Below are 25,063 nucleotides of genomic sequence, written 5' to 3' on the forward strand. Positions count from 1 at the left end.
GGTTCCAGGACATCTCCTGGGCGGTTTCCGACACGGGCGGGACCGCCGGCGCCTCGGTCGACGCCTCAACTACCTGCCGGTCCAGCTCCGTTGCTGAAACATGCACCTGGAAAGGTGGCGCACACTCTCAGGGTCGAGTCAGCGATTCCGGCGCCGGGCCGTCTCAGACCTCCGGGGCCTCCCCCAGGTGGCTCGGCGCCCACATCGCCAGGCGGGTCTGCACCACCACGACGTTCGGCCCGTCCGCCTGGAACGCGCGCTCGAGCGCGCCGCGCACGTCCTCCACTCCCACCGTCTCGGCGGGCACGCCGAAGGAGGCGGCGAGGGCCTGGAAGTCCGGCCTGTCGAGCTCGGTGGCCGTGGCCTTGCCGAACGCGCCCTCCATGTACTCGCGCAGGATGCCGTATCCGCCGTCGTCGATGATCAGCCACGTCACCGCCGCGCCGTGCTGTCTGGCGGCCGCGAGCTCGGCGAGGGAGTACATCGCCGAGCCGTCGCCGGCGACGGCGAGCACGCGCCCGTCGATCCCGGTGCGTCCCTGGTGGGCCAGGCCCACCGCGCCGCCGAACGCGGCCGGGAACCCGTAGCCGAGCCCTCCGGCACCCTGCGCCGAGTGGAACTCGCCGTCCTGCGCGTCCCAGCAGTTCCACGCCCAGTAGGCGGCGATGGTCATGTCCCAGTACGTCTGCATGGTCGACGGAACGGCGGCGCGGATGTCCGCCAGGAGCCGGCGCTCCACGCCGAGGTCCTGGGCATCGAGGCGGGCGGTGATGCGCGCGTTGACGTCGGCGACCACCTCGGCCGGGGTGCGGCCGTGCCAGACGGCGGCGTCCTGCGCCACCGAGCCCGACTCGCGCAGCGCCGCGGCGAGCGCCTCGAGCGCCTGGCCGGCGTCGGCGCGCACACCCAGCGTGGGGTGGTTGGTCTCCAGCACGCGCGGCTCCGCGTCCACCTGGATGAGGCGGCCGCGCGGCTCGAGCGTGAAGTAGTTCGAGGTGACCTCGCCGAGCGAGGAGCCGACCACGAGCAGCACCTCCGCGTCCTCGAGCAGGTCTGTGACGAGGCGGTCCTCCACCCAGCCGCCGAGGCTGAGCGGGTGCTCCCACGGGAAGGCGGTGTTGCCGCCCGGCGAGCAGACCACGGGTGCCTGGAGCAGCTCCGCGACCTCCCGCAGGCTCTCCATCGCGGCCCGGCCGGAGCGGCGCACACCGCCGCCGGCCACGATCGCCACCCGCCCGGCCCCGCGCAGCCAGCGTGCGGACTCGGCCACGAGCTCGGCGCGCGGCGGGTGGTCGTAGGGCACGGCCAGGGCGTCCTCGACCGGGGGCACCATGACCTCGCCGAGCAGCACGTCCTGCGGGATCTCGACCCACACCGGCCCCTGCGGCACGGTGATGGCCTCGGCCCACGCGTCCTGGATGGCGGACGGGATGCCCGAGGCGTGGTGGACCGTGAACTGGGCCTTGGTGACGTTGCGGGCCGAGGCCTTCTGGTCGTCCAGCTGGTGCAGCATGCCCTTGCGCCGGGCGCCGAGCCCGGACAGCGGGATCTGCGAGGCGACCACGAGCATCGGCACGCCCGTGGCGTACGCCTCCTGCAGGCCGGCCAGTGAGGTGAGGGCGCCCGGGCCGGTGGAGAGGAACAGGACGCCGACCTCGCCGGTGGCCCGGGCGTATCCGTCCGCGGCGAAGGCGGCGTTGTTCTCCACGCGGTTCGAGACGAACTCCAGCGGGGAGCGGGACAGGGCGTCGAAGAGGCCGAGGGCGTGTTGGCCCGGGATGCCGAAGACCGTCCGTGCGCCCAGGGCGTGGAGCGTCTCGACGGCGAGGTCGCCGCCGTTGCGCCGCGGGGCCGCCGTCGTCGTCTGCTCGTCGCTCATCGGGCCGACTCCTCACCGGCGGCCGCGCGGGTGGCGCGGCGGTCGGCCATCAGGGAGATGAGGTCGTAGGCCACATGGGAGGCGGCGACGCCGGTCAGCTCGGCGTGGTCGTAGGCCGGGGCCACCTCCACCAGGTCTGCGCCCACGATGTCGAGCCCGCGCAGCCCACGCAGGATCTCGAGCAGCTCGCGGCTCGTGATGCCGCCGGCCTCGGGGGTGCCGGTGCCCGGCGCGTGCGCGGGGTCGAGGACGTCGATGTCCACCGAGATGTAGAGCGGCCGACCCCCGATGCGCTGGCGCAGCTGGTCCACGATCTCGTCCACGCCCTGACGGAACACGTCCGAGGAGGTGACGATGCCGAAGCCCATGCGGTGGTCGTCGTCGAGGTCCTTCTTGCCGTAGAGCGGACCGCGCGTGCCCACATGCGAGATGGCCTCGGTGTCCAGGATCCCCTCCTCCACGGCGCGGCGGAACGGCGTGCCGTGGGTGTACTCGGCCCCGAAGTAGGTGTCCCACGTGTCCAGGTGGGCGTCGAAGTGCAGCAGGGCAACGGGCTCGCCCGCCCGGGCGGAGGCGGCGCGCAGCAGCGGCAGCGCGATGGTGTGGTCGCCGCCGATGGTCATGAGCGAGGAGCCGTCCTCGGTGAGGTCCATCGCGTCCTGCTGGATCGCCTCGATGGCCTCGCCGATGTCGAACGGGTTCACCGCCATGTCCCCGGCGTCCACCACCTGGGCCTGCGCGAAGGGCGAGGTGTCCGTGGCGGGGTTGTACGGGCGCAGCAGCCGCGAGGACTGCCGCACGTGGCCGGACCCGAAGCGTGCACCGGGGCGGTAGGAGACGCCGGCGTCGAACGGTACGCCGACCACCTTGATCTCCGGGGCGACGCCGGCCGCGGCCGCCTCGTCCAGGCGCGGCAGCAGCGCGTAGGTGGGGGTGCCGCCGTAGCGGGGCACGAGGGCGGAGTTCACGGGGCCGAGGCGGCCGTTGTCCTCGACGCGGGGGATCTCGAGCATCTGGATGTCCTCTCTGGGCGGTTCGGTTCGGTCTGGTCGGTCTGGTCTGTCCGGTGTGGGCGCGCCGGACGGGGTCACGCGTGGCCCACGAGGGTCCACAGCACGACGGCGGGGCGGTCGTCCGGATTGGCCCACGAGTGGGGCTCGCGGCCGGGGAAGGTGACGGTGTCCCCCTCCTCCAACAGGTGCACGGCCTCGGTGGTCCGCAGCTCGAGGCGGCCGGTGACCACGTGCACCGCCTCCACGCGGCAGTCCACGGTGTACAGCTCCGCCTCCCCGCGGCCGCGCGGCGCGATGTCAGCGCGCAGGATCTGCAGGTCACGACTGCCGCGCGGGGTGATCAGGCGCTCGCGGATGCCCTCGCCGCCGAGGTTGACCGCGGGGGCGTCGGCGAGGCGCACGACCGTCACCTCGGGCGCGTCCAGGACGTCGCCCGGGCTCGCGCCGAGCACCTGGCACAGGGTCACGAGCGTGCTCACGGACGGGCTCGTCAGGTCCCGCTCGAGGCGGGAGAGGAAGCCCTTGCTGACGCCGGCCGCCTCGGCCAGCTGGGCCACGGTGAGCCGCCGCGCCTCGCGCAGCGCACGCAGCCGACGGCCGATCAGCGCCTGGCCCGGCGCGGTCTCGAGCGGGAGGGCCTTCATCGCGCTCCTCCCGACGTCGGCCAGGCGACATCGCCGATGTCACCCTGGACGACATGTTGTCTGATAAGCAACATGTGTTTACCGTAGGCCCGGATCGTGTGATCGGCAACACGACGATCTCTTGTGTCCCGCCGCGGCGCACCGCATCCCGGCGCCTCGGATCCCTTCGCTCCAAGGACCGCCCGTGACCCTCAACCTGACCATCGTCGCCGTCTACCTGGTCGGCATGCTCGCCTTCGGCTGGTGGGGCAAGGCCCGCGCCGCCAGCTCGGAGGACTACCTCGTGGCGGGCCGCCGCCTCGGGCCGGTGCTGTTCACCGGCACCATGGCCGCCGTCGTGCTCGGCGGCGCCGCCACCGTGGGCGGCGTCGGCCTGGGGTACGAGTTCGGGCTCTCCGGCGCGTGGCTCGTGGCCGCCATCGGCGTCGGCGTCCTCATCCTGTCGGTGGCGTTCGCCCCGATCCTGGCCCGCCTGAAGATCTACACCGTCTCGCAGATGCTCCGCCTGCGGTACGGCCGTGGCGGGGCCTCCCACGCCTCCTCCTTCGTGATGCTCGCCTACACGCTCATGCTCGCCGCCACCTCCACGGGCGCCTACGCGTCGCTCTTCGTGGTGCTCTTCGGCTGGGACCGCTGGCTGTCCGTCCTGGTGGGCGGCGGCATCGTGCTGGCCTACTCCGTGCTCGGCGGCATGTGGTCCATCACCCTGGCCGACATGGCCCAGTTCCTCATCATGACCATCGGCCTGTTCGCCCTCATGCTCCCCCTCTCCCTGGCCAACGCCGGCGGCTGGAGCGCCATGCAGGAGCGCCTGGGCGCCGAGTTCTTCAGCTGGGACGGGATCGGCGTGCAGTCGATCGTCACCTACTTCGTGATCTACACCCTCGGCCTGCTGATCGGCCAGGACGTCTGGCAGCGCGTGTTCACGGCCCGCTCCCCGCGCGTGGCCCAGATCGGCGGCGCCACCGCGGGGCTGTACTGCATCGTGTACGGCGTCGCCGGCGCCGTGATCGGCATGGCGGCGCGCACGGTGACCGCGGACATCGCCGCCACGGACGACGTGTTCGCGTGGGTCGCCCAGAACCTGCTGCCCGTGGGCGTGGGCGGCGTGGCCCTGGCGGCCGCCGTCGCGGCCATGATGTCCACCGCCTCGGGCGCGATCATCGCGGCCTCGACCGTGATGCGCACCGACATCCTCCCGATCCTCCGCGGCGAGGCCACCGCCGCCGAGGACGGCGCCGTCGCCGAGGACGCGGCCACGGAGACCGCGGCGGAGCTCGCCTCGAACCGCGGCTGGGTGCTGCTGCTCGGCGCCGTCGTGCTGGGGCTGGCGATCGTCGTCCCGGACGTGGTGGCGGCCCTGACCATCGCGTACGACATCCTCGTGGGCGGCCTGTTCGTCGCGATCGTCGGCGGCCTCGTGTGGAAGCGCGGCACCGGCACGGCGGCCCTGTGGTCCATGGTGGTCGGGACGGTGGGCACCCTCGGCACCATGGGCTGGCTCGAGCTGAACGCGGCCGAGCCCTTCGAGGGCGTCTTCGCGAACGAGCCGATCTACGTCGGCCTGGCCGCCTCCGCCGTCGTGTACGTCCTCCTCAGCCTGATGACCCGGCCCACCGACCCCGCGGTCCTCGAGGCCTGGCGGGTGCGCTCCCGCCACGGCGTCGACCCCGCGGTCCGAGCGCAGGTCTGACCCACGCTCCCGGGGCCTGTGATCCTCCGACGCCCGCACGATGGCCGAGGCCACGTGGTGCGGCGGGCGGCGGCGGGCGACCCTTCCCGCGGGCTCCCCCCGGCCCCTAGTGTCTCCGTACAGCCTGAGACCGGGACTCCCCCTCGGGTTCGCCCCGTCTCTCGCCCCACCTGGGGCCTCGCTGGAGACAGAAAGGCAACAGTTCTCATGACCACCAAGAACCGCGCCGTGGCATTCCACGGCATCAAGGACGTGCGCGTCGACGAGCTGGACTTCCCCAAGCTGGAGATGCCCGACGGCTCCGCCGCGCCGCACGGTGTCATCCTCAAGATCGTCGCGACCAACATCTGCGGCAGCGACCTGCACATCTACCGCGGGTCCTTCCCCGCCCCCGAGGGCATGGTGCTGGGTCACGAGATGACCGGCCAGGTGCTGGAGGTCGGCAGCGACGTCCAGTTCCTGCAGGAGGGCGACCTCGTCTCCGTGCCGTTCAACGTGGCCTGCGGCCGTTGCCGCAACTGCCGCGCCGGCCGGACCGAGATCTGCGAGACCGCCAACCCGGACCAGGCCTGCGCCGCCTACGGCTTCAATCTGGGCGGCTTCCAGGGCGGGCAGGCCGAGTACCTGTTCGTGCCGTACGCCGACTTCCAGCTGCTGCGCTTCCCGGACCAGGAGCAGGCGATGGAGAAGATCCTGGATCTGACCGTGCTCTCGGACATCCTCCCGACGGCGTTCCACGGCCTCGTGGAGGCCGGCGCCAAGCCCGGCTCCACCGTCTACATCGCCGGTGCCGGCCCCGTGGGCCGGTGCGCCGCGGCCGCCGCTCGGCTGCTGGGCGCCTCGTGCATCATCGTGGGCGACCAGGACGCCTCGCGACTGGAGCTGGTGCGCAAGCACGGCTGCGAGACCATCGACCTCTCCACCACGGAGAACCTGCAGGACGCCGTGAGCGACATCCTCGGCGAGCCGATGGTGGACTGCGCGGTGGACTGCGTCGGCTCCGAGGCCCACGGCCTGGGCTCCGCGTCCGATGAGATGCAGCCGATCGCCGCCGTGAACCAGGTCCTGGACATCACCCGTCCGGGCGGCGCCACGGGCATCATCGGCATCTACGGGCCGGACCCGATCGCGGAGACGAAGGCCGAGCAGGAGGGCACCTTCCCGGTGGACTTCGGCAAGGCCTGGATCAAGTCGCCCCACATCATCGGCGGCCAGGCGCCCGTCATGCGCTACAACCGCCAGCTGATGATGTCGATCCTGTGGGATCGGATGCCGTACCTGACGGAGATGGTCAACCCGCGCGTGATCAGCCTGGACGAGGCACCGCAGGCCTATGCGGAGTTCGACCAGGGCTCCCTGGAGAAGTTCGTCATCGACCCCCACGGCATGATCGCCCGCTGAGCGGTCCGCCTCCGGATGCACGACGGCGCCCCTCACCCGCCCCGCGCAGGTGAGGGGCGCCGTCGTCGTCCGCGGATCATGCCGCGTGCAGCAGCGTGGCGGTGATCCCGAGGGCCGCCAAGCCCACCACCAGCGCGACCATGCAGGCCACCGACGCCAGGGCCGGCCGGGCCTGCTCCCGCGCGATTCCGTCCGCGTGCGCCACGTAGCGCCGGCGCTGCGTGGCCAGCACCGCCGCCCCGCCGACGGCCGCCACCACCGCAGGCCCGAACGCCCACGCGCCGACGGTCGGCCACCACCTCAGGAACGTGAGGCTGAGGACGCCCAGCGCCAGGACCGTGCGGCCCCAGCTCATCACGGTGCGCTCGGGCTGCAGCCCCGGGTCGTGATGCAGGCGCATCGTCTCAGCCCCGCGGAAGGACGACGGCGGCCAGCAGCACCACGACGGCCAGCACGACGCCCCCCGCGAGGACCGGGACGATCAGCGGCAGCGGCAGCGGACGGCCGCGGCGCATCGCCCGCTCCACCCGGAGCCAGCGCGCGCCCGCGCCCAGGGCGAGCAGCGCCGCCAGGACGAGCAGCACCGTGCTCAGCACCACCCGGACCGGCGGCGCGAAGAGGGCGCCGGTGAACGCCTCCACCGCGACCCCGCCGGCCAGCAGCGCCAGCGCCGTCCGGACCCAGGCCAGGAACGTGCGCTCGTTGGCGAGCGTGAACCGGGGGTCCGGCTCCTCCCCGCCCGCCAGGAGGCGGTGCTGCCAGGCCGGCCGGCCGCCGTCGTGGGCGGCGGTCTCGGGGCCGTCGGGGGTCTCTGCTGCGTCCATGCGGCCATGGTAGCGACGGCGTAGACTGGCCGGTCGGGCGCGCCCGGCCGCGACGGCGCCGCCCGTCCCCGCCCGCCCATCCGATGGAGCCCCATGAGCCCCGCCCACACCGCCACGCCCGCGGCACGTCCCGAGCCGACCCGCGAACAGGTCCGACGCTGGCGCCGCTACCTCGCCGACGAGATCGCCGAGGGCCAGATCTACCGCGACATCGCCGCTCGCAAGGACGGCGTGGAGCGCGACATCCTGCTCGGCCTCGCCGAGGCCGAGCGCCGCCACGAACAGCACTGGCGGGCCCTCCTGGGCGAGCACGCCGAGAACCCGCCGCGCCCCTCCCTGCACCGCATCCTGCTGCGCTGGCTCGCGCGGATCTTCGGCTCCGTGTTCGTGCTGGCCCTGGCCCAGCGCGCCGAGTCGGACACTCCCTACGCGGAGGACCAGGACGCCCCCGAGGGCATGGTGGCGGACGAGGCCATCCACGAGGAGGTCGTGCGCGGCCTCGCCGCCCGGGGTCGCGAGCAGCTGGCCGGCAACTTCCGCGCCGCCGTCTTCGGCATGAACGACGGGCTGGTCTCCAACCTGGCGCTCGTGATGGGCATCGGCGCGACGGGCGTGGCGCCGTCCGTGGTGCTGTTCACCGGCGTGGCCGGCCTGCTGGCGGGCGCGCTGTCCATGGCGGCCGGCGAGTACGTCTCGGTGCGGTCCCAGCGGGAGCTGCTCGAGGCCTCCTCCCCCACCCAGATCACCCTCGAGGCGGCCCAGCACCTGGACCTGGACCACAACGAGCTCAAGCTCGTCTACCTGGCCCGCGGCATGACGCCCGAGGATGCCGAGCACCGCGCGCTCGAGCGCCTCGGCTATCTCACGTGCGACTGCAACCCGCAGTTCTCCGCCCGTCCCGACGGCTCCCAGGGGCCGGTGGACCACTCGGACTCCTTCGCGGAGATCGGCTCGGCGTGGAGCGCCTCCCTGTCCAGCTTCGCGTTCTTCGCCTCCGGCGCACTCATCCCGATCCTGCCGTACATCTTCGGCATGTCCGGGCTGTGGGCCCTGGGCCTGGCGGCGGCGATGGTGGGCGCGGCCCTGCTCTTCACCGGCGGTGTGGTCGGGCTGCTGTCCGGCTCCTCACCGCTGGCTCGGGGCCTGCGCCAGCTCGCGATCGGCTTCGGCGCCGCTGCCGTGACGTACGTGCTCGGCCTGCTCTTCGGCGCGAACGTGGGCTGACGGGCGCCCACCGCCTGCTCCGCCCCGCACAGCACACGGCCCCTGCCCCTCAGGACGAGGGACAGGGGCCGTGGTGCATCCGCCTGCCGGTGCGGAGCGCCGGCATCGGCGCCCCCCACCGCGGGATCAGGCCTGGGCCTGCAGGATCTCCCGCATGAGCTGGGCGGTCTCGGACGGGGTCTTGCCGACCTTCACGCCCGCGGCCTCGAGGGCCTCCTTCTTGGCCTGCGCGGTGCCGGCGGAGCCGGAGACGATGGCGCCGGCGTGGCCCATGGTCTTGCCCTCCGGGGCGGTGAAGCCGGCCACGTAGCCGACGACCGGCTTGGTGACGTTGGCCTTGATGAACTCGGCCGCACGCTCCTCGGCGTCGCCGCCGATCTCGCCGATCATCACGATGGCCTGGGTGTCCGGGTCGGCCTCGAACGCCTCGAGGGCGTCGATGTGGGTGGTGCCGATGATCGGGTCGCCGCCGATGCCGATGGCGGTGGAGAAGCCGAAGTCACGCAGCTCGTACATCATCTGGTAGGTCAGCGTGCCGGACTTGGACACGAGGCCGATGGGGCCGGAGCCGGTGATGGTGGCCGGGGTGATGCCCGCCAGGGCCTCGCCCGGGGTGATGACGCCGGGGCAGTTCGGGCCGATGATGCGGGTCTTCGGCTTGCCGTCCTCGCCGGTCTTGGACTGGGACAGGGCGAAGAACTCGGCGGTGTCCTGCACCGGGATGCCCTCGGTGATGACCACGAGCAGCGGGATCTCGGCCTCGATGGCCTCGATGGCGGCGTCCTTGGCGAAGGCCGGCGGCACGAAGGCCACGGACACGTCCGCACCGGTCTTCTCCATGGCCTCCTTGACGGTGCCGAAGACGGGCAGCTCGACGGCGTTGCCGTCCTTGTCCTCGTGGGACACGGTGGTGCCGGCCTTGCGGGCGTTCACGCCGCCCACGATGTTCGTGCCGGCCTTGAGCATGAGGCGGGTGTGCTTGGTGCCCTCACCGCCGGTGATGCCCTGGACGATGACCTTGGAGTCCTTGTTCAGGTAGATCGACATAGCTGTTTCCTCAGTCTTTCCGAACGGTCAGTTCGCGGAGTGGGCGAGCTCGGCGGCCTTGTCGGCGCCCTCGTCCATGGTGGCGGCCAGGGTGACGAGCGGGTGGTTCGCCTCCTGCAGGATGCGGCGGCCCTCCTCCACGGCGTTGCCGTCCAGACGCACGACCAGCGGCTTGGTGGCGGTGTCGCCCAGGATCTCGAGGGCCTTGACGATGCCGTTCGCGACGGCGTCGCACGCGGTGATGCCGCCGAAGACGTTCACGAACACGGACTTGACCTGCTCGTCGCCCAGGATGACATCGAGGCCGTTGGCCATGACCTCGGCGTTGGCGCCGCCTCCGATGTCCAGGAAGTTGGCCGGCTTCACGCCGCCGTGGTTCTCACCGGCGTACGCGACGACGTCGAGGGTGGACATCACGAGGCCGGCGCCGTTGCCGATCACGCCGACCTGGCCGTCCAGCTTCACGTAGTTGAGGTCGTTGGCCTTGGCCTTGGCCTCCAGCGGGTCCTCGGTGCGCTCGTCGACGAGGGCGGCGTGGCCCTCGTGGCGGAACGCCGCGTTGTCGTCGAGGGAGACCTTGCCGTCCAGGGCGAGGATCGTGCCGTCGCCGGTCTTCACCAGCGGGTTCACCTCGACGAGGGTGGCGTCCTCCTTCTCGAAGACCTCCCAGAGCTTCTGGATGACCTCGGCGACGTCGGCGCGCAGCTCCTCGGGGAAGCCCGCCTCGGTGACGATCTTCTGGGCGGTCTCGGCGTCGATGCCGGTCAGCGGGGAGACGGGCACCTTGGCGAGGGCCTCGGGGCGCTCCTCGGCGAGCTGCTCGATCTCCATGCCGCCCTCGACCGAGCACATGGCCAGGTAGGTGCGGTTGGCGCGGTCCAGCAGCACGGAGAAGTAGTACTCCTCGGCGATGTCGGCGCCCTGGGCGATCATGACCTGGTGCACGGTGTGGCCCTTGATGTCCATCCCCAGGATGGCCTTGGCGTGCTCGTAGGCCTCGTCGGCCGTCTTGGCGACCTTCACGCCGCCGGCCTTGCCGCGGCCGCCGACCTTCACCTGCGCCTTGACGACGGTGACGCCGCCGATCTTCTCCGCGGCCGCCTTGGCCTCGTCCGGGGTCTGCGCAACGATGCCGGCCAGCACGGGGACGCCGTGCGCCTCGAACAGATCGCGCGCCTGGTACTCATACAGGTCCACGGTGGTGTGTCCTTCTTGGTCGAAGACAGGGTCTGCCGGCCTCGCCTGCGGGCGCGGCCGACGTCGACGCCCCCTCCGTGGCCGGGCCGGGCACGGGGGCACAGCAGGGCGGCGGACGGCGGCGTTCCACGGCTCACTCTAGTCCACACCCCGGAGAGACCGGGGAGTCGGCGGGCCGGTCCCGTCAGCCCTCGACCTTCGTCAGCGGGGCGTAGCGCAGCAGCAGCCGCTTCTGCGCCCCGGTGGCGTCGAAGGTGACGGTCGCGACGGTCTTGTCCCCCGCGCCCGCGACGGCGTCCACACGCCCCTCGCCGAAGGTCGCGTGGGAGACGCGGTCGCCCGGGCTGAGCGCCACGATCTCCTTCTGCGGCTGCACCCGGCTCGGCGCCTTCCCGCGCACCACGGCGGAGGGCACCGTGAGGTCCGCCGGCTCGTCCCCGCGGGTGAGGCGCTGGGGCCGCGCGCCGTCGTCGTCCCGGGACCGCCACGCCGGCCGGCCGCCCCCGAACCGCCCCGCGTACCGCGAGGTGCCGGCGCCGGTCAGGCTCAACGACCCGGCCGAGCGCGTGGTGCCCTCCCGCTCCCAGTCGATGAGCGTCTCCGGGATCTCCCCGAGGAACTGGCTGGGCGGGTTGAACTGGTGCTGGCCCCACAGCGAGCGTGCCTCGGCGCGCGTCAGGAACAGGCGACGGCGGGCGCGCGTCAGGCCCACGTACGCCAGGCGACGCTCCTCCGCGAGCTCCTTCTCGTCCGTCATCGAGCGGGCGTGCGGGAACACCCCGTGCTCCATGCCCGTCAGGAACACCACGGGGAACTCGAGGCCCTTGGCGGTGTGCAGCGTCATGAGCGTGACCTGGCCCTGCTGCTCGGCGAGCGCCTCGCCCTCCACGTCCGGGGCCGTGGGCAGCTGGTCTGCGTCCGCCACGAGCGCCACCTGCTCGAGGAAGTCGGACAGGGTGCCGTCCGGGTGCGTCGTCTCGAAGGAGCGGACGACGGCGACGAGCTCGCCGAGGTTGTCCGCGCGGGACTCGTCCTGCAGGTCCTCGGACTCGCGGAGGGCGGCCAGCATCCCGGACTGCTCGAGGACGGCCTCCAGGACGGTGGCCGGGCCGGCGGACTCGGCGACCTGGCCGAGGTCGTCCATCATCTGCACGAAGCCGCGGACGGCCTTGAGCGAGCGGGCGGCCATGCCGGGGGCGTTCTCGGCGTCGCGCAGGGCCGCGGAGAACGTGGAGCGGTTGCGCTCGGCCCACGCGGCGATGGCGCCCTCGGCCCGGTCCCCGATGCCCCGTTTGGGCTCGTTGAGGATGCGGCGCACGTTGACGTCGTCGTCGGGGTTGACGATCACCCGCAGGTAGGCGAGCGCGTCCTTGATCTCCTTGCGGTCGTAGAAGCGCGTGCCGCCGATGACCCGGTACGGGATGCCGCGCGTCACCAGCCGCTCCTCGAGCGCGCGGGACTGCGCGTTGGTCCGGTAGAACACGGCGACGTCGGCCGGGCGGATCCCGTCCTCGTCCTGCAGCCGGTCGATGGTGGTGGCGATCCACTCCGCTTCGGCGGACTCGTTCTCCGCGGCGTAGCCGACGATCGCCGGGCCCTCCCCCTCGGCCGTCCACAGGCGCTTGGGGCGGCGGTCCGGGTTGCGCTCGATCACCGCGTTGGCGGCGTCCAGGATGGTCTGCGTGGAGCGGTAGTTCTGCTCGAGCTTGATGGTGACGGCGTCCGTGAAGTCCTGCTCGAACTCGACGATGTTGCGGATGTCCGCGCCGCGGAACGCGTAGATGGACTGGTCCGAGTCGCCGACGACGGTCAGCTCGCCGCCGGGGGTCTCCACGCCCTCGGGGTCGCCCGCCGGGCCGGCGAGGAGCCGGATCAGGCGGTACTGTGCGTGGTTGGTGTCCTGGTACTCGTCCACGAGGACGTGGCGGAACCGGCGGCGGTAGTTGTCCAGCACGCGCGGGAACGCCTCGAACATGTGGACCGTCATGCCGATCAGGTCGTCGAAGTCCAGGGCGTTGGCCTGGCGCAGGCGGGCCGTGTAGTCCCGGTAGACGGCGGCGACGGCGCGGCCCCACGGGTCCCCCTCGGCCACGGTGGCGGCGTAGTCGTCCGCCTCCACGAGCTCGTTCTTCAGGGAGCTGATGCGGTTCAGCAGGGCCTTGGGCGCGAAGCGCTTCGGGTCCAGCTCGTGCTGCTTGGCGACGGTGGTGACCAGGCGCAGGCTGTCCGCCGAGTCGTAGATGGTGAACGTGGACTTCAGCCCGATGTTGGCGGCCTCGTTGCGCAGCAGCCGCACGGCGGAGGAATGGAACGTGGAGATCCACATCCGCTGGGCGGTGGGACCGATCAGCCCGGCCACGCGCTCGCGCATCTCCGCGGCGGCCTTGTTCGTGAAGGTGATGGCGAGGATCTCGTGCGGCCGCGCCCGGCCGGTGGCGAGCAGCCACGCGATGCGGTGGGTCAGCACCCGGGTCTTGCCCGAGCCGGCGCCCGCCACGATCAGCAGCGGCGCCCCCGTGTGGGTCACCGCGGCGGCCTGCTGCGGGTTGAGCCCCGCCACGAGCGACTCGGGAGTGTGCGCCGGAGCGGCCGGGCGGGCGTCCTCGCCCCAGGCCTCGGGGTCCGCGGCCGCGCGCGTGACGGCCGGGGGCACGAGCCCGGGCAGGGCGGTCTCCGGGTCCGCGGGGCGGCGGGTCCGGTCGAGGTTCAGGGGCGTGCGTCCGAGCGCGGAGAAGAGGTCAGCCATGGCGGACCCAGTCTAGGCGCGGCCCCGGACGCGACAGGGGGCGCCGTCGTCGCCATCCCCCACCGCGCCGCCCCGCCCCACCCCACCCGCACTTTCGAACGTGATGTGGGGCCTATCTCGCGTTCGAAAGTCCCCAAGACCCCGATTCCACGTTCGAAAACCGGCGGGAATCGAACGGCCCGCTATGGTCTTCTGGGCGTTCCGCGCGATGTGGCGGCGGAGCCTCCTTCCCCTGCCCCGCCACGTCACCCCGGAGCCGCCATGTCCACCACGCCGACCCCGCCCATGTCCCACGGGTCCACCCCCAGCCGGATGACCTGGATGGACGCGATGCGCGGATTCGCCGTGCTGCTGGTGATGTTCACCCACACCTACACGATGCCGCAGGGCCTCGACGCGACCTTCAGCTCCGTGGCGTTCGCGAACGTGGTGCAGGTGTTCCAGTCGTGGCGGATGCCGATGCTCGTGTTCCTGTCCGGCGTCCTGCTGCCCCGCTCCGTGTCCAAGCCGCTGGGCACGTACTACCGCGGCAAGGCGGAGCGGATCCTGTGGCCGTTCCTCGTCTGGATGGTCGTCCTGGCGCTGGCCACGGGCAGGCCCGGATCCCTGCTGTCCGTCGAGTTCTGGCGCGGCGGCGCGTGGCACCTGTGGTTCCTGTGGGTGCTCATGCTCTGCTACCTCATCGGCCCGGTGATCCGTCGCGTCCCGGCGCTGGTGGTCGCCGTCGTCCTGTTCGTCCTGCTCCTCGAGTTCGTCAGCGGCCCCCGCCACTGGGTGCGCCCGCTGTACTGGGGCGTGTACTTCTTCCTCGGTGCCGCCTCCGCGCGACTGCTCCCCCGGATCCGCACGGCGCCCGCCGCCCTGGGCGTGATCGCGGTGATCCTCATGGTGCTCACCGTGACGGCCACGCGCACCGGCGCGCTCGTGGTGGCGGAGCGCCAGCCCTGGTCCGTGTTCGCCGCGCTGCCGGGGATCCTCGTGGTGCTGTGGCTCGGCCCGCGCCTGCCCCGTCTGCCGTTCCTCGAGTTCTGCGGCCGCCGCTCGATGGTCCTCTACGTCGCCCACATGCCGGTGCTGATCCTGGCGGTGGCGGCCTTCCGCGACCTCGCCGCGGTCCGCCCGGTCGACTTCTACGTGGCCATCGCGTCGTTCACGTTCCTCGTCCCGCTCGCCCTCGCGCTCGGCTACCGACGGGTGCGCTGGCTCTTCGAGTTCCCGACGGCGGGACGCGGCCGGGAGCGGCCACGCACCCGGGCAGCGGTCCCGGAGGCGGCCGACGCCGTGCCGGCGCAGACCGCCGAGCCCGCCCCGACGACGGCGCCCCTGCCGGTCGTCGAGCCGGCGTCCGAGCCGCAGTCCACCGCGGGGCCGGCCCCGGCCACCGAGCCGGCGTCCGACGCACCCGCCCAGGTCCCCCGCCCGCGGCCTCGCCACGCGGACTGAGCCGCCCCGGACTCGCCCCCACCCGCACTTTCGAACGTGATGTGGGGCCTATCTCGCGTTCGAAAGTTCCCATGACCCCGATTTCACGTTCGAAAGTGAGCTGGGCTGGGCGGGGCTGGGCGGGACCGGACCGGCTCGGCCGGTCTGGGAGGATGGACCGCGGAGGTGCCCCGTGTCCCAGAAGTCCCGCAAGTCCCGTCCGCGCCCGTCGCGGCCCGCCGCGCGCCCGGTCGCCGAGTCCCCGCGCTCCCGTCCCACGCTGCGGGACGTCAACGTCCGTGAGGACCTCGCCGCGGCCGCTGAGCGCGAGGGCAGCCCGGCGATCCCGGTGAGCGCGCTGATCGTGACCACCCTGCTCGTGGGCGCGTACCTCCATCTGCTGGTGCTGCAGCAGATGACCCAGCTCAGCGGCGGCCTGGCGATGCCGGACTCCCTGCTGTTCTACGGGCAGGACCACATCCGCGCGCTCTCCGCGGTCATGGACGAGGACGCCCGCGGCCAGCTGAACTGGGTGCACAAGACGGCCGGCGTGATCTTCCCGATCGCCGTGGCACTGACGGTCACCGCGGTCGGCGCATGGCGCCTGCGTCCCGTCGGCGCCAAGTGGGCCGTCTTCGGGCTGGGCGTGCTGTTCGCGGTCGTGGACATCTGCGAGAACATCGCGATCGAGCAGGCGATCGCCGCCGGCGGCCCGGGCACCGGCCTGGCCGCCGCCCTGACGCTGACCCGCTGGGTCCTGCTGGCGCTGCTCGCGCTGGCGGTGGCCGTGATGCTGTGGGCCGGGCGGCGCCGTCGTGGTCGCGCCACGCGGGCGGCCTGAAGGGCTCGGCTAGACTCGCTCACCGGACCGACGCACGGTCCGCGCCCCAGTAGCTCAGTTGGATAGAGCGACCCTCTCCTAAAGGGTAGGCCGTCGGTTCGATTCCGGCCTGGGGCACCTGGGCGGCCGGTCCGGTCGCCGCCTCATTCCGCGTCGGCGAACTGCGTGGTGTAGAGCTCCGCATACCGCCCGCCCGCCGCGAGCAGCGCGGCGTGCGTGCCGCGCTCCACGATCCGCCCGGCCTCGACCACGAGGATCTCGTCCGCGCTGCGCACGGTGGAGAGCCGGTGCGCGATCACGATCGCGGTCCGCCCGGCCAGCGCCTCCCCCAGCGCCTCCTGGATGGCGCGTTCGTTGGTGGAGTCCAGCGCCGCCGTCGCCTCGTCCAGCACCACGACGCGCGGAGCCGCCAGCAGCAGCCGCGCGATCGTCATGCGCTGCCGCTCGCCGCCGGAGAGGCGGTAGCCGCGCTCGCCGACCACGGTGTCCAGCCCGTCCGGCAGCGCCTCGACCACGGGGCGCAGGCGGGCCCGCTCGACGGCGTCCCACAGCTGCTCGTCCGTCGCGTCGGGGCGGGCCAGCGTCAGGTTGGCGCGCACGGTCTCGTGGAAGAGGTGGCCGTCCTGGGTCACCATGCCCACGGCCCGCTGCAGGTCCGCGAACGCGAGGTCCCGCACGTCCACGTCGCCGATCTCGACGGCGCCGGAGGTGACGTCGTGCAGGCGCGTGACGAGCGAGGCGATGGTGGACTTGCCCGCACCCGAAGAGCCCACGAGGGCCACGGTGGCCCCGGCGGGCACGGCCACGTCGATCCCGTGCAGCACCTCCTCGCCGCCGCGCGTGTCCAGCACGGCGACCTCCTCGAGGGAGGCCAGGGACACCTGCTCCGCGGTGGGGTAGGCGAAGCGCACGTCCCGCAGCCGCACGGACAGGGGCCCCTCCGGCAGGGCCGCGGGCCGCGCGGGCTCCGTGATGAGCGGCTCCAGGTCCAGGACCTCGAACACGCGCTCGAAGCTCACGAGCGCGCTCATGATCTCCACGCGGGCGTTCGCCAGCGCGGTCAGGGGGGCGTACAGGCGGGTCAGCAGCAGGGCGAGGGTGACGACGTCGCCGGCGTCGAGGGTGCCCGCGATCGCCTGGAGCCCGCCCACGCCGTACACGGCCGCGAGCGCGAGCGCGGAGACCAGGGTGAGCAGCGTGGTGAAGACGGCCTGGCGCACGGAGATGTCCACGCCGGTGGCGCGCACGCGGTCCGCGCGGCGGGCGAACTCGGCGGACTCGGCGGCGGGGCGGCCGAAGAGCTTGATGAGTGTGGCGCCGGGAGCGGAGAACCGCTCGGTCATCTGGTCGCCCATGGCCGCGTTGTGCCCGGCCCGCTCGCGGGACAGGCCCGCCAGCTTCGAGCCGACCGCCCGGGCCGGCAGCAGGAACAGCGGCAGCATCACGAGGGACAGGACGGTGACCTGCCAGCTGGTGGCCACCATCACGCCCAGGGTCAGCGCGACGGACACCACGTTCGCGACGACGCCGGAGAGCGTCCGCGAGATCGCCGACTGCGCCCCGATCACGTCGTTGTTCAGGCGCGAGACGAGCGCGCCGGTGCGGGTGCGCTGGAAGAACGCCACCGGCATGCGCTGCACGTGGTCGAACACGGCGGTGCGCAGGTCGTAGATGACCTGTTCCCCCAGCCCGGCGGAGAGCCACTTGGTGAACACGGACAGCGCCGCGTCGAGCACCGCCACGAGGGCGATCAGCAGGGCCAGCCGCACCACGAGCCCGCGGTCCGCGCCGCCGGTGATCGCGTTGACGACGTCGCCGGCCAGCACGGGCGAGGCCACGCCGAGCACCGCGCCCACGATGGACGCCGCGACGAACACGATCAGGCGGGTGCGGTACCGGCCCGCGAACGCGATGGTCCGGCGCACCGTGCCGCGGGCGAGGCTCTGCTGGGCGTCGGACTGCCCGCGGGTCATCCGCATCATGGACATCCGTGCCGCCGACTCCATGCTCATGGGCCCCTCCGCTCTCTCGACCGTTGGAGAGTCTAGGAACCGCCGGGCACGGGCGGGCGCGATTCCGCTTCCGGCGTCAGGCCGCCAGGCGCAGGTAGTCCCGCCACGCTTCGGCGGGCCGCTCCAGCTCGCGGATCCGCCACTGGGCCCCGCGCGGGCGCACCGGCTCCACCCGCAGCCGCCAGCCCAGGGCCTCGAGCGAGCGGTCCGCCTTCGCCCCGTTGCAGCGCAGGCAGCAGGCCACGAGGTTCTCCCACGAGTTCTCGCCGCCCCGCGAGCGCGGCCGCACGTGGTCCACGGTGGTGGCGTGGGCGCCGCAGTAGGCGCAGCGGTGTCCGTCCCGGCGCAGCACGCCCTTGCGGGAGACCGGGGCCGCATCCGTGTGGGGCACCCGGATGTACTGGTGCAGCAGGATCACGAGGGGTCGGCCCCACGCGCGGGTGGGGCTGCGCATCGGGTCACCGGCGTCCTCGAGCACGCTCGCCTTGCCGGTGGCCACGAGCAGCAGCGCCCGGCGGTCGGAGACGACCGAGAGGGGTTCGTAGCCGGCGTTGAGGACGAGTGTGCGCATCGGGGGCCTCGGAAGCGTGGGGACACAGGGGCGTCGTGTCTCCACGCTAGACGCGGGTGCATCGGCGCGCCACGTGTCGCCTGCGGCGGCGGAAGAGGTTCACCGGCCCGTCACCGGGCCATCACGCCCCCGTCACGCACGACGACGGCGCGCCGCGCCTCAGCCGTCGAGACGCTCGACCCACACGTGCGCGGCCGTGGCCTCGGCCAGCTCGAGGGCCCCGCCGTCCGCGGCCGCGCCGTCCTCCGCCTCGCCCTCGACCCGGATGTACCCGGCGTCGCGGGCGGCCTCGGCACGCACCACGCGGCCGGGGGTCACGCCGGCGCCGGCCAGCTGGGCCAGCAGCTCGGGGTCGGTCTGCACGCCCTCGGCCAGCCCGCGGACGCGGAACCGGCCGGCGGTGGCGGCCTCCTCGGAGAGCCGGGCGCCCGCCAGGCCCATGTCGCGGCTCCAGTCCTCGGCGGAGGCCTGCTCGGGCCGGGGCGGGATCGGGGTGCCGTAGGGGGTCTCGGTGGGGTTCTCCAGGAGCGTGAGCAGGCGGCGCTCCACCTGGTCGCTCATCACGTGCTCCCAGCGGCAGGCCTCCTCGTGGACGAGCTCCCACTCGAGGCCGATCACGTCCGCGAGCAGGCGCTCGGCCAGGCGGTGCTTGCGCAGCACGGACACGGCCCGCTCGCGGCCCGCCACGGTCAGCTCCAGCCGACGGTCCGCGCCCACGTGCACCAGCCCGTCCCGCTCCATGCGGGCCACGGTCTGGGAGACGGTGGGGCCGGAGTGCTCCAGACGCTCGACGATGCGGGCGCGCAGCGGGGGGATGCCCTCCTCCTCGAGCTCGAGGATCGTGCGCAGGTACATCTCGGTGGTGTCGATCAGATCCGTCATGGCACGTCCTCTTCCCTCGGGCTCTTCGTCCCGGACATCCTAGCGAGGCGTGAGTCACGTGGACGGCCGGTGGTCCCGGGCGCGGGAGAATGGGCGCGACCCGCGACCCCGAAGCGTCAGGAGCACGCATGACCTCCCCCGCCGAGATCACCATCCCCCAGGACCTGCTGCCGGCCGACGGCCGCTTCGGCGCCGGCCCCTCCAAGGTCCGCCCCGAGCAGCTGAGCGCGCTCCAGGACGCAGCCGGGCTGCTCGGCACGTCGCACCGTCAGAAGCCGGTCAAGGACCTGGTGGCGAGCGTCCGGTCAGGCGTCGCCGAGCTGTTCTCGGCGCCGGAGGGCTACGAGGTGATCCTCGGCGTCGGCGGCTCCACCGCGTTCTGGGACGCGGCCGCCTTCAGCCTGGTCCGCGAGCGCGCCCAGCATCTGAGCTTCGGCGAGTTCGGCTCGAAGTTCGCCAAGGCCACCGACCAGGCGCCGTTCCTGGCGCCGTCGGACATCCGCACCTCCGAGCCGGGCACCCGCCCCGAGCCGGAGGCCGTGGCCGGGGTCGACGTGTACGCGTGGCCGCACAACGAGACCTCCACCGGCGTGATGGCGCCCGTCGTCCGCCCCGCGGGCATCGACGAGGACGCGCTGGTCGTCGTCGACGCCACCTCGGCCGCGGGCGGCCTGCCGGTGGACGTGTCCGAGGCGGACGTGTACTACTTCGCGCCGCAGAAGAACTTCGCGTCCGACGGCGGTCTGTGGCTCGCGCTGTTCTCCCCGCGGGCCCTGGCGCGGGTCGCGGAGATCAAGGAGTCCGGCCGCTGGATCCCGGCGTTCCTGGACCTGGCCACGGCCGTGGAGAACTCCCTCAAGGACCAGACCTACAACACGCCCGCGCTGGCCACGCTCGTCATGCTGGACGCGCAGCTGCGCTGGATGAACGGTCAGGGCGGGCTGGACGCGATGACCGCCCGCACCGCCGACTCCTCCTCGCGCGTGTACGCGTGGGCCGAGGCGTCGTCCTTCGCCACGCCCTTTGTGGCCCGGTCCGAGGACCGCTCCGCCGTGGTCTGCACCGTCGACTTCTCCGACGACGTCGACGCGGCGGCGGTCGCCCAGGCCCTGCGCGCGAACGGCGTGGTGGACGTGGAGCCCTATCGCAAGCTCGGCCGGAACCAGCTGCGGATCGCGACCTTCGCCGCGATCGAGCCCGAGGACGTCGCGGCACTGCTGCGCTGCATCGACCACGTGGTCGAGCGCCTGGCCTGAGCCGTCCCCGGACGGGGACACGGGCCCGCGGGGGACTCCACCGCGGGCCCGTTGCGTGTCCGCCCCGGCGGGTCAGCCGGGGCGCGCCGTCTCAGCCGCGGTCGTCCGGCGCGGTCTCAGGCGCCGGGGCGCCGGGCACACGGCCCTCGGCCACGGCCTTGAGCCGCTCGCGCTCCTCCTCGTTCACGCGCTCGGCGTACGGCACCCACGGGGGCGCCACGAGCGCACCCTCCCCCGCCATGAGGCCGGTCTCGCACACGGTGACCTGCTTGGCGCGTGGGGCCCGGGCGATCGTCACGTACCAGAGCCAGCCCGCGTAGCCGGGCATGCGGCACGCGAAGCGGTGCGTCAGGAGCCGGTCGTCGTCCACGAGCACGTCCACGTGCTCCCCCACCTCGTCCGGGGCGGCCAGCCCGGCCAGCCCCGCGCGGGCGGCGTCCACGGCGGCGGCGAGCAGCTCGTCGCGGCGCGGGGCCCGGCGACGCGCGGGCGGCACGGCCGCCCTCTCCTCCGCGGGCGCGGGCTCGGCGTCGGGGCTCCGGTGGTCGACGCGCGGGGCGTCGTCGTGGGTGGTCATGGCTCAGGCCTCCAGATCGTCGGCGACACGGCGCAGCACCTGCGCCATCTTCTGCGCCTGGGCGCGCTGGGGGTAGCGGCCGCGGCGCAGGCCGTTGGAGGTCTGGTCCAGCCACGTGATGAGGTCCTCCATGAGGACGGCCATCTCGGTGGCGCCGGGTCGGTGGTTGCGGACCACCGAGGGTGCGGCGTCGAGCACGCGCAGCGAGAGCGCCTGCTTGCCGCGGCGGCCCTCGGCCACGCCGAACTCCACGCGGGTGCCTCCGCGCAGCTCGGTCACCCCGGCCGGCAGGGCCGAGGCGGGCACGTGGACCTCCTCGCCCTCGTCCGTCTGGGCGAACCCGAAGCCCTTGGTCGAGTCGTAGAACTTGATGCGCCCGGTGGGCATGTGCGTCACCTGCTCCTCGTCATGTGGGTCCACCGCGTCGGGCCGGCGCCGCAGGGGCGGCCGTGCTCTCGTCTCGGGTCGGCGGGGTCCGGCACCGGCGTGGCGGTGCGCCGCGGCATCGGTGGGACCAGCCTGGCCGTGCGCCCGGAGGGGACGGCGGAGGACGTGGTCGTCAATGACCTCCCAGGATAGCCCGACTAGAGTGGCGGGCATGCCTCGGACCTCCACCCTCCCCGCCTCCGCGCCCGCCGCCGACCCCGCCGATCACCGGGGCGGTCGTGGCGTCGTCCTGGTGCTGGGCGTGGCCGTGACGGCGGTGTCCGCTCTGGCCCTGGTGGCCCTGCTGGTCGCGTACTTCCTGGCGTGGCCGGCGTCCCCGGCGCTGTTCGCGCTCGCGCTGTTCGGCCTGCCCGTCGGCTTCGGCCTGATGCTGCTGCACGTGGTGCTGGGCGCCGTCCGGCGCTCGCGCCCCTGAGCCGTCGGGCCAACGACGCCCCGTGACATCCAGCACCCTTTCAGGGTGTTCCCAGGTCGGGGCGGTTGACTGGGCTCCATGCAGCCTCAGAACCCCGAAGCACGCCTCCTGGTGGTGGACGACGAGCCCAACATCCGCGAGCTGCTCTCCACGTCCCTGCGCTACGCCGGCTTCGAGGTCACGGCCGCGGCCAACGGCCGGGAGGCCCTGGACGCCGCCGAGGAGTTCCAGCCGGACCTGGCCGTGCTGGACGTGATGCTCCCGGACATGGACGGCTTCACCGTGACCCGCCGCCTGCGCTCCGCCGGCCGTCACTTCCCCGTCGTGTTCCTCACCGCGCGGGACGGCACCGAGGACAAGATCACCGGCCTGACGGTCGGCGGTGACGACTACGTGACCAAGCCGTTCTCCCTCGACGAGGTGGTCGCCCGCATCCGCGCCGTGCTGCGCCGCACTGCCTCCCTCGACGACGACGACGCGGCGGTGCTGCGCGTGGACGATCTCGAGCTCGACGACGACGCGCACGAGGTCCGCCGCGGCGGCGAGGTCGTGGAGCTCTCCCCCACCGAGTTCAAGCTGCTGCGCTACCTCATGATGAACCCGAACCGGGTGCTCTCGAAGGCCCAGATCCTGGACCACGTGTGGGAGTACGACTTCAACGGGGACGCCTCGATCGTCGAGTCCTACATCTCCTACCTGCGCCGCAAGATCGACGTCGGCGGCCGCGAGAAGATGATCCACACCAAGCGCGGCGTCGGCTACATGCTCCGCACCGCGGACAAGCGCTGACGTGCGTGCGCGGCTCGACGCCGCGGCGGCCCGCGTCCGCCATCCGCGCGCCTGGCTGAGGGGCGCGTGGCAGGGGCAGTCCCTGCGCACCAAGCTGGTCGTGATGATCGCGGCGCTCATGCTGGCCCTGGTCGCCGTGACCGCCGTGGCGACCGCGGTGCTGTTCCGCCAGGAGGCGGTGCGCCAGCTGGACGAGGACATGGCCGCCAACCGGGACACCGTCTCGATGTACCTGGCCAACGTCGCCCAGACCGGCGAGTACTACATGCCGCAGCTGCCCATCCTGCGCTTCTACGGCGTCGTGTGGGACAACGAGGGCGCGCGGGTCGTCCAGACCCCGGTGATGCCGGGTGCGGACGAGCCGGCCCTGCCGGACATCACCCCGGCCGAGGCCCTGGAGCGCGGCTCCGCCTCCTTCGAGGTGCCCGGCACACAGCCGGACTCGAGCGGCTGGCGCGTGCAGCTGTACGGGCTCAGCAGCGGCGACGGCACCATGGCCGTGGCCCTTCCCCTGCAGAGCGTGACCTCCTCCGTCGAGCGCGTCACCTCGATCGTCGTGACCATCGGCCTGCTCGCGACGGCGGGCACCGTGATCGTGGCCAACCTGGCGGTCCAGCGCGCGTTCCGCACCCTGAACCGCGTGGAGCGCACCGCCGCCAAGATCGCCGCCGGCGACCTGAGCCAGCGCGTGGAGAGCGCGGCGCCCGACACCGAGGTGGGCCGGCTCTCCCGCTCCCTCAATGCCATGCTCGCGCACATCGAGTCCGCGTTCCGGGACAAGGAGATCTCCGAGGACAAGATGCGCCGATTCGTGCAGGACGCCTCCCACGAGCTGCGCACCCCCCTGGCCACCATCCGCGGGTTCTCCGAGCTGTACCGGCACGGCGGGCTGCGCGAGGAGGAGGACGTCGCCGCCGCCATGCAGCGCATCGAGTCCGAGGCCACCCGCATGACCCGCCTCGTGGAGGACCTGCTCACCCTGGCCCGCCTCGACGAGCAGCGCCCCCTCGAGCACGCCCCGGTGGACCTGCTCATCCTCGCGATGGACTCCATGATGGACGCCTCCGTGAACGCCCCGGACCGCAAGGTCACCCTCGTGGGCCCCGACGGCGACCGGGCGGCCCCGGCGCCCATCCTCGGCGACGAGAACCGGATGCGCCAGGTGGTGGTGAACCTCATGGCCAACGCCCTGCGCTACACCCCCGCCGGCACCCCCATCGAGATCGCGGTCGGCACCGTCGACCACCTCGGCGGCCAGGCCGGGGCGGACGGCGCGGGCCGCAGCTCCGTGATCGAGATCCGTGACCACGGGCCGGGCGTGTCCGAGGAGGACCGCGCCCGCATCTTCGAGCGGTTCTACCGCGCGGACACCTCCCGGCACCGCGAGACGGGCGGCACGGGGCTCGGCCTGGCCATCGTCGCGGCGATCGTGGCCCAGCACGGCGGCTCCGTCCGGCTGCTGGAGACCGAGGGCGGCGGCGCCACCTTCTCCGTCCACCTGCCGTGGGCGCCGTTCGAGGACGAGGCGGACGAGGACGTCGAGGACGAGCGCCCGTCCGCACGGGACACCGACGACGACGCGGCCGGCCCACCCACCGGCCCTCTCGCCCAGACCGCGCCGTCGGGCGCCGGCGCCAGCGCCGCGGACGCCGCCCGGCGCAGCCGCCTGCTGCGGGCGGCGGAGCGGTTCCGTCGCGCCTCGGCCGAGCGCCGCCGCCGGGTGTCTGCTCCTGCACAGGCGCCTCAGGCCGACGCCCCGTCCCCAGGCGGGGACGACCCGGCGGCCGGGCGCGACGCGCGTCCCTAGCGTGGTGCCCGGCGGCACCCGCCGCCCATCAGCACTCATCAGAGGGGACAGTCACATGAGCATCGTGCAGATCGACGTCGAGGACCTGCGGGCCAAGAGCGGGGCGGTGGAGGGCTCCATCGGCCGCCTCCAGGCGGAGGTGAGCACCATGGAGGCCAACCTGCGCCAGCTGCAGGACACCTGGCGCGGCCAGGCGGCCGCGAACTTCCAGGGTGTGCTCACCGAGTGGCGCGCCACCCAGCAGCGCGTGGAGGAGTCCCTGGCGGGCATCCGCCGCGCGATGGACGCCGCCGCCACCCAGTACCAGGACGCGGAGACCGCCAACGCCGCGATGTTCCGGTTCTGAGCGCCCGGAACGGTCCGGGGTGCGGCCGGC

23 protein-coding genes and 1 tRNA gene are annotated in these 25,063 nt (G+C 73.2%); 11 read left to right on the forward strand and 13 right to left on the reverse strand.

Going from position 1 to position 25,063, the window contains the following annotated elements; translation table 11 throughout:
• Positions 1–163 precede the first annotated feature (163 nt).
• The 3 genes from ACZ1IK_RS07300 to ACZ1IK_RS07310 all read right to left on the reverse strand — a co-directional run bounded on the left by ACZ1IK_RS07300 (position 164) and on the right by ACZ1IK_RS07310 (position 3,536).
• Positions 164–1,879 (reverse strand): thiamine pyrophosphate-binding protein, encoded by a 1,716-nt coding sequence (locus tag ACZ1IK_RS07300; RefSeq protein WP_041103045.1) that lies wholly within the window; start codon positions 1,877–1,879, stop codon positions 164–166.
• Positions 1,876–2,892 carry an agmatinase gene (gene speB / locus ACZ1IK_RS07305; protein ID WP_041103046.1) on the reverse strand — a complete coding sequence of 339 codons (1,017 nt, stop codon included), beginning with the start codon at positions 2,890–2,892 and terminating at the stop codon, positions 1,876–1,878. Before speB ends, ACZ1IK_RS07300 begins: the two co-directional genes overlap by 4 nt.
• Positions 2,893–2,966: 74 nt before the next feature.
• Positions 2,967–3,536: an XRE family transcriptional regulator gene (locus ACZ1IK_RS07310; protein WP_041103047.1), complete on the reverse strand. Its 570-nt coding sequence runs from the start codon at positions 3,534–3,536 to the stop codon at positions 2,967–2,969.
• Positions 3,537–3,720: 184 nt separating this feature from the next.
• Here ACZ1IK_RS07310 and ACZ1IK_RS07315 point away from each other — a divergent pair, with 184 nt between their 5' ends.
• Both ACZ1IK_RS07315 and ACZ1IK_RS07320 read left to right on the forward strand, forming a co-directional pair.
• On the forward strand, positions 3,721–5,229 hold the full coding sequence (locus tag ACZ1IK_RS07315; RefSeq protein WP_465098429.1) for a sodium:solute symporter family protein: 1,509 nt from the start codon (positions 3,721–3,723) through the stop codon (positions 5,227–5,229).
• 207 nt (positions 5,230–5,436) lie between these two features.
• Positions 5,437–6,630: an alcohol dehydrogenase catalytic domain-containing protein gene (locus tag ACZ1IK_RS07320; RefSeq protein WP_041103050.1), complete on the forward strand. Its 1,194-nt coding sequence runs from the start codon at positions 5,437–5,439 to the stop codon at positions 6,628–6,630.
• Positions 6,631–6,706: 76 nt separating this feature from the next.
• Here the strand turns inward: ACZ1IK_RS07320 and ACZ1IK_RS07325 are convergent, their stop codons facing one another.
• Both ACZ1IK_RS07325 and ACZ1IK_RS07330 read right to left on the reverse strand, forming a co-directional pair.
• Complete coding sequence (locus tag ACZ1IK_RS07325) at positions 6,707–7,030, reverse strand: DUF202 domain-containing protein (RefSeq protein WP_041103052.1); 324 nt, start codon at positions 7,028–7,030, stop codon at positions 6,707–6,709.
• A gap of 4 nt (positions 7,031–7,034) precedes the next feature.
• Positions 7,035–7,454, reverse strand: coding sequence for a YidH family protein (locus tag ACZ1IK_RS07330; protein WP_041103054.1), 420 nt, complete (start codon positions 7,452–7,454; stop codon positions 7,035–7,037).
• A gap of 93 nt (positions 7,455–7,547) precedes the next feature.
• Between ACZ1IK_RS07330 and ACZ1IK_RS07335 the strand changes: the two genes are divergently transcribed.
• Positions 7,548–8,678, forward strand: coding sequence for a VIT1/CCC1 transporter family protein (locus ACZ1IK_RS07335; protein ID WP_101965709.1), 1,131 nt, complete (start codon positions 7,548–7,550; stop codon positions 8,676–8,678).
• A 126-nt stretch (positions 8,679–8,804) separates the two neighbouring features.
• Here the strand turns inward: ACZ1IK_RS07335 and sucD are convergent, their stop codons facing one another.
• From sucD to pcrA, 3 genes are all read right to left on the reverse strand, one after another.
• On the reverse strand, positions 8,805–9,725 hold the full coding sequence (gene sucD / locus ACZ1IK_RS07340) for a succinate--CoA ligase subunit alpha (RefSeq protein WP_044659020.1): 921 nt from the start codon (positions 9,723–9,725) through the stop codon (positions 8,805–8,807).
• A 27-nt stretch (positions 9,726–9,752) separates the two neighbouring features.
• Entirely contained in the window at positions 9,753–10,922 is a 1,170-nt protein-coding gene (sucC, locus tag ACZ1IK_RS07345; RefSeq protein ID WP_098093557.1) for an ADP-forming succinate--CoA ligase subunit beta, read from the reverse strand.
• A 184-nt stretch (positions 10,923–11,106) separates the two neighbouring features.
• Positions 11,107–13,668, reverse strand: coding sequence for a DNA helicase PcrA (gene pcrA, locus ACZ1IK_RS07350; RefSeq protein ID WP_406017466.1), 2,562 nt, complete (start codon positions 13,666–13,668; stop codon positions 11,107–11,109).
• A gap of 261 nt (positions 13,669–13,929) precedes the next feature.
• On the opposite strand from pcrA, the gene ACZ1IK_RS07355 reads away from it, so the two are divergent.
• The 3 genes from ACZ1IK_RS07355 to ACZ1IK_RS07365 all read left to right on the forward strand — a co-directional run bounded on the left by ACZ1IK_RS07355 (position 13,930) and on the right by ACZ1IK_RS07365 (position 16,048).
• Positions 13,930–15,111: an acyltransferase family protein gene (locus ACZ1IK_RS07355; protein WP_159227918.1), complete on the forward strand. Its 1,182-nt coding sequence runs from the start codon at positions 13,930–13,932 to the stop codon at positions 15,109–15,111.
• Between the two features lie 172 nt (positions 15,112–15,283).
• Positions 15,284–15,931: a hypothetical protein gene (locus tag ACZ1IK_RS07360; RefSeq protein ID WP_044659023.1), complete on the forward strand. Its 648-nt coding sequence runs from the start codon at positions 15,284–15,286 to the stop codon at positions 15,929–15,931.
• Positions 15,932–15,974: 43 nt separating this feature from the next.
• Positions 15,975–16,048: transfer RNA gene (locus tag ACZ1IK_RS07365), tRNA-Arg, on the forward strand.
• A 26-nt stretch (positions 16,049–16,074) separates the two neighbouring features.
• On the opposite strand, the gene ACZ1IK_RS07370 is transcribed toward ACZ1IK_RS07365, so the two are convergent.
• The 3 genes from ACZ1IK_RS07370 to ACZ1IK_RS07380 form a co-directional block, all read right to left on the reverse strand.
• The gene (locus ACZ1IK_RS07370) at positions 16,075–17,943 is read right to left on the reverse strand and encodes an ABC transporter ATP-binding protein (RefSeq protein ID WP_060974277.1); all 1,869 of its coding nucleotides are present in this window, start codon (positions 17,941–17,943) and stop codon (positions 16,075–16,077) included.
• Between the two features lie 76 nt (positions 17,944–18,019).
• Complete coding sequence (locus ACZ1IK_RS07375; protein WP_020628346.1) at positions 18,020–18,514, reverse strand: HNH endonuclease; 495 nt, start codon at positions 18,512–18,514, stop codon at positions 18,020–18,022.
• Positions 18,515–18,673: 159 nt separating this feature from the next.
• On the reverse strand, positions 18,674–19,396 hold the full coding sequence (locus ACZ1IK_RS07380) for a metal-dependent transcriptional regulator (protein WP_020628347.1): 723 nt from the start codon (positions 19,394–19,396) through the stop codon (positions 18,674–18,676).
• 128 nt (positions 19,397–19,524) lie between these two features.
• On the opposite strand from ACZ1IK_RS07380, the gene serC reads away from it, so the two are divergent.
• Positions 19,525–20,652 carry a phosphoserine transaminase gene (serC, locus tag ACZ1IK_RS07385; RefSeq protein WP_044659024.1) on the forward strand — a complete coding sequence of 376 codons (1,128 nt, stop codon included), beginning with the start codon at positions 19,525–19,527 and terminating at the stop codon, positions 20,650–20,652.
• Positions 20,653–20,743: 91 nt separating this feature from the next.
• Here serC and ACZ1IK_RS07390 read toward each other — a convergent pair whose 3' ends face one another.
• Positions 20,744–21,229 carry a DUF3027 domain-containing protein gene (locus tag ACZ1IK_RS07390; protein WP_041103071.1) on the reverse strand — a complete coding sequence of 162 codons (486 nt, stop codon included), beginning with the start codon at positions 21,227–21,229 and terminating at the stop codon, positions 20,744–20,746.
• A gap of 3 nt (positions 21,230–21,232) precedes the next feature.
• Positions 21,233–21,616: a cold-shock protein gene (locus ACZ1IK_RS07395; protein ID WP_020628350.1), complete on the reverse strand. Its 384-nt coding sequence runs from the start codon at positions 21,614–21,616 to the stop codon at positions 21,233–21,235.
• Positions 21,617–21,827: 211 nt separating this feature from the next.
• On the opposite strand from ACZ1IK_RS07395, the gene ACZ1IK_RS07400 reads away from it, so the two are divergent.
• The 4 genes from ACZ1IK_RS07400 to ACZ1IK_RS07415 all read left to right on the forward strand — a co-directional run bounded on the left by ACZ1IK_RS07400 (position 21,828) and on the right by ACZ1IK_RS07415 (position 25,033).
• Positions 21,828–22,091: a hypothetical protein gene (locus ACZ1IK_RS07400; RefSeq protein ID WP_041103073.1), complete on the forward strand. Its 264-nt coding sequence runs from the start codon at positions 21,828–21,830 to the stop codon at positions 22,089–22,091.
• Between the two features lie 78 nt (positions 22,092–22,169).
• Positions 22,170–22,880, forward strand: a complete 711-nt coding sequence (locus tag ACZ1IK_RS07405) for a response regulator transcription factor (protein WP_041103075.1) — start codon at positions 22,170–22,172, stop codon at positions 22,878–22,880.
• A gap of 1 nt (position 22,881) precedes the next feature.
• Positions 22,882–24,687, forward strand: a complete 1,806-nt coding sequence (locus tag ACZ1IK_RS07410) for a sensor histidine kinase (RefSeq protein WP_465098430.1) — start codon at positions 22,882–22,884, stop codon at positions 24,685–24,687.
• A 55-nt stretch (positions 24,688–24,742) separates the two neighbouring features.
• On the forward strand, positions 24,743–25,033 hold the full coding sequence (locus ACZ1IK_RS07415) for a WXG100 family type VII secretion target (RefSeq protein ID WP_010079419.1): 291 nt from the start codon (positions 24,743–24,745) through the stop codon (positions 25,031–25,033).
• Positions 25,034–25,063: the final 30 nt, after the last annotated feature.

Source organism: Micrococcus sp. CS26, from assembly GCF_055522295.1.

Bases quoted from the DNA above. Each gene is read 5' to 3' on its own strand.
- ACZ1IK_RS07405 (WP_041103075.1), top strand. From the start codon at position 22,170: ATGCAGCCTCAGAACCCCGAAGCACGCCTCCTGGTGGTGGACGACGAG.
- ACZ1IK_RS07370 (WP_060974277.1), bottom strand. From the start codon at position 17,943: ATGAGCATGGAGTCGGCGGCACGGATGTCCATGATGCGGATGACCCGC.
- ACZ1IK_RS07335 (WP_101965709.1), top strand. From the start codon at position 7,548: ATGAGCCCCGCCCACACCGCCACGCCCGCGGCACGTCCCGAGCCGACC.
- sucD (WP_044659020.1), bottom strand. From the start codon at position 9,725: ATGTCGATCTACCTGAACAAGGACTCCAAGGTCATCGTCCAGGGCATC.
- ACZ1IK_RS07300 (WP_041103045.1), bottom strand. From the start codon at position 1,879: ATGAGCGACGAGCAGACGACGACGGCGGCCCCGCGGCGCAACGGCGGC.
- ACZ1IK_RS07325 (WP_041103052.1), bottom strand. From the start codon at position 7,030: ATGCGCCTGCATCACGACCCGGGGCTGCAGCCCGAGCGCACCGTGATG.
- speB (WP_041103046.1), bottom strand. From the start codon at position 2,892: ATGCTCGAGATCCCCCGCGTCGAGGACAACGGCCGCCTCGGCCCCGTG.
- serC (WP_044659024.1), top strand. From the start codon at position 19,525: ATGACCTCCCCCGCCGAGATCACCATCCCCCAGGACCTGCTGCCGGCC.
- ACZ1IK_RS07375 (WP_020628346.1), bottom strand. From the start codon at position 18,514: ATGCGCACACTCGTCCTCAACGCCGGCTACGAACCCCTCTCGGTCGTC.
- ACZ1IK_RS07310 (WP_041103047.1), bottom strand. From the start codon at position 3,536: ATGAAGGCCCTCCCGCTCGAGACCGCGCCGGGCCAGGCGCTGATCGGC.
- ACZ1IK_RS07330 (WP_041103054.1), bottom strand. From the start codon at position 7,454: ATGGACGCAGCAGAGACCCCCGACGGCCCCGAGACCGCCGCCCACGAC.
- ACZ1IK_RS07395 (WP_020628350.1), bottom strand. From the start codon at position 21,616: ATGCCCACCGGGCGCATCAAGTTCTACGACTCGACCAAGGGCTTCGGG.
- ACZ1IK_RS07320 (WP_041103050.1), top strand. From the start codon at position 5,437: ATGACCACCAAGAACCGCGCCGTGGCATTCCACGGCATCAAGGACGTG.
- ACZ1IK_RS07400 (WP_041103073.1), top strand. From the start codon at position 21,828: ATGCCTCGGACCTCCACCCTCCCCGCCTCCGCGCCCGCCGCCGACCCC.
- ACZ1IK_RS07415 (WP_010079419.1), top strand. From the start codon at position 24,743: ATGAGCATCGTGCAGATCGACGTCGAGGACCTGCGGGCCAAGAGCGGG.
- pcrA (WP_406017466.1), bottom strand. From the start codon at position 13,668: ATGGCTGACCTCTTCTCCGCGCTCGGACGCACGCCCCTGAACCTCGAC.
- ACZ1IK_RS07390 (WP_041103071.1), bottom strand. From the start codon at position 21,229: ATGACCACCCACGACGACGCCCCGCGCGTCGACCACCGGAGCCCCGAC.
- ACZ1IK_RS07355 (WP_159227918.1), top strand. From the start codon at position 13,930: ATGTCCACCACGCCGACCCCGCCCATGTCCCACGGGTCCACCCCCAGC.
- ACZ1IK_RS07380 (WP_020628347.1), bottom strand. From the start codon at position 19,396: ATGACGGATCTGATCGACACCACCGAGATGTACCTGCGCACGATCCTC.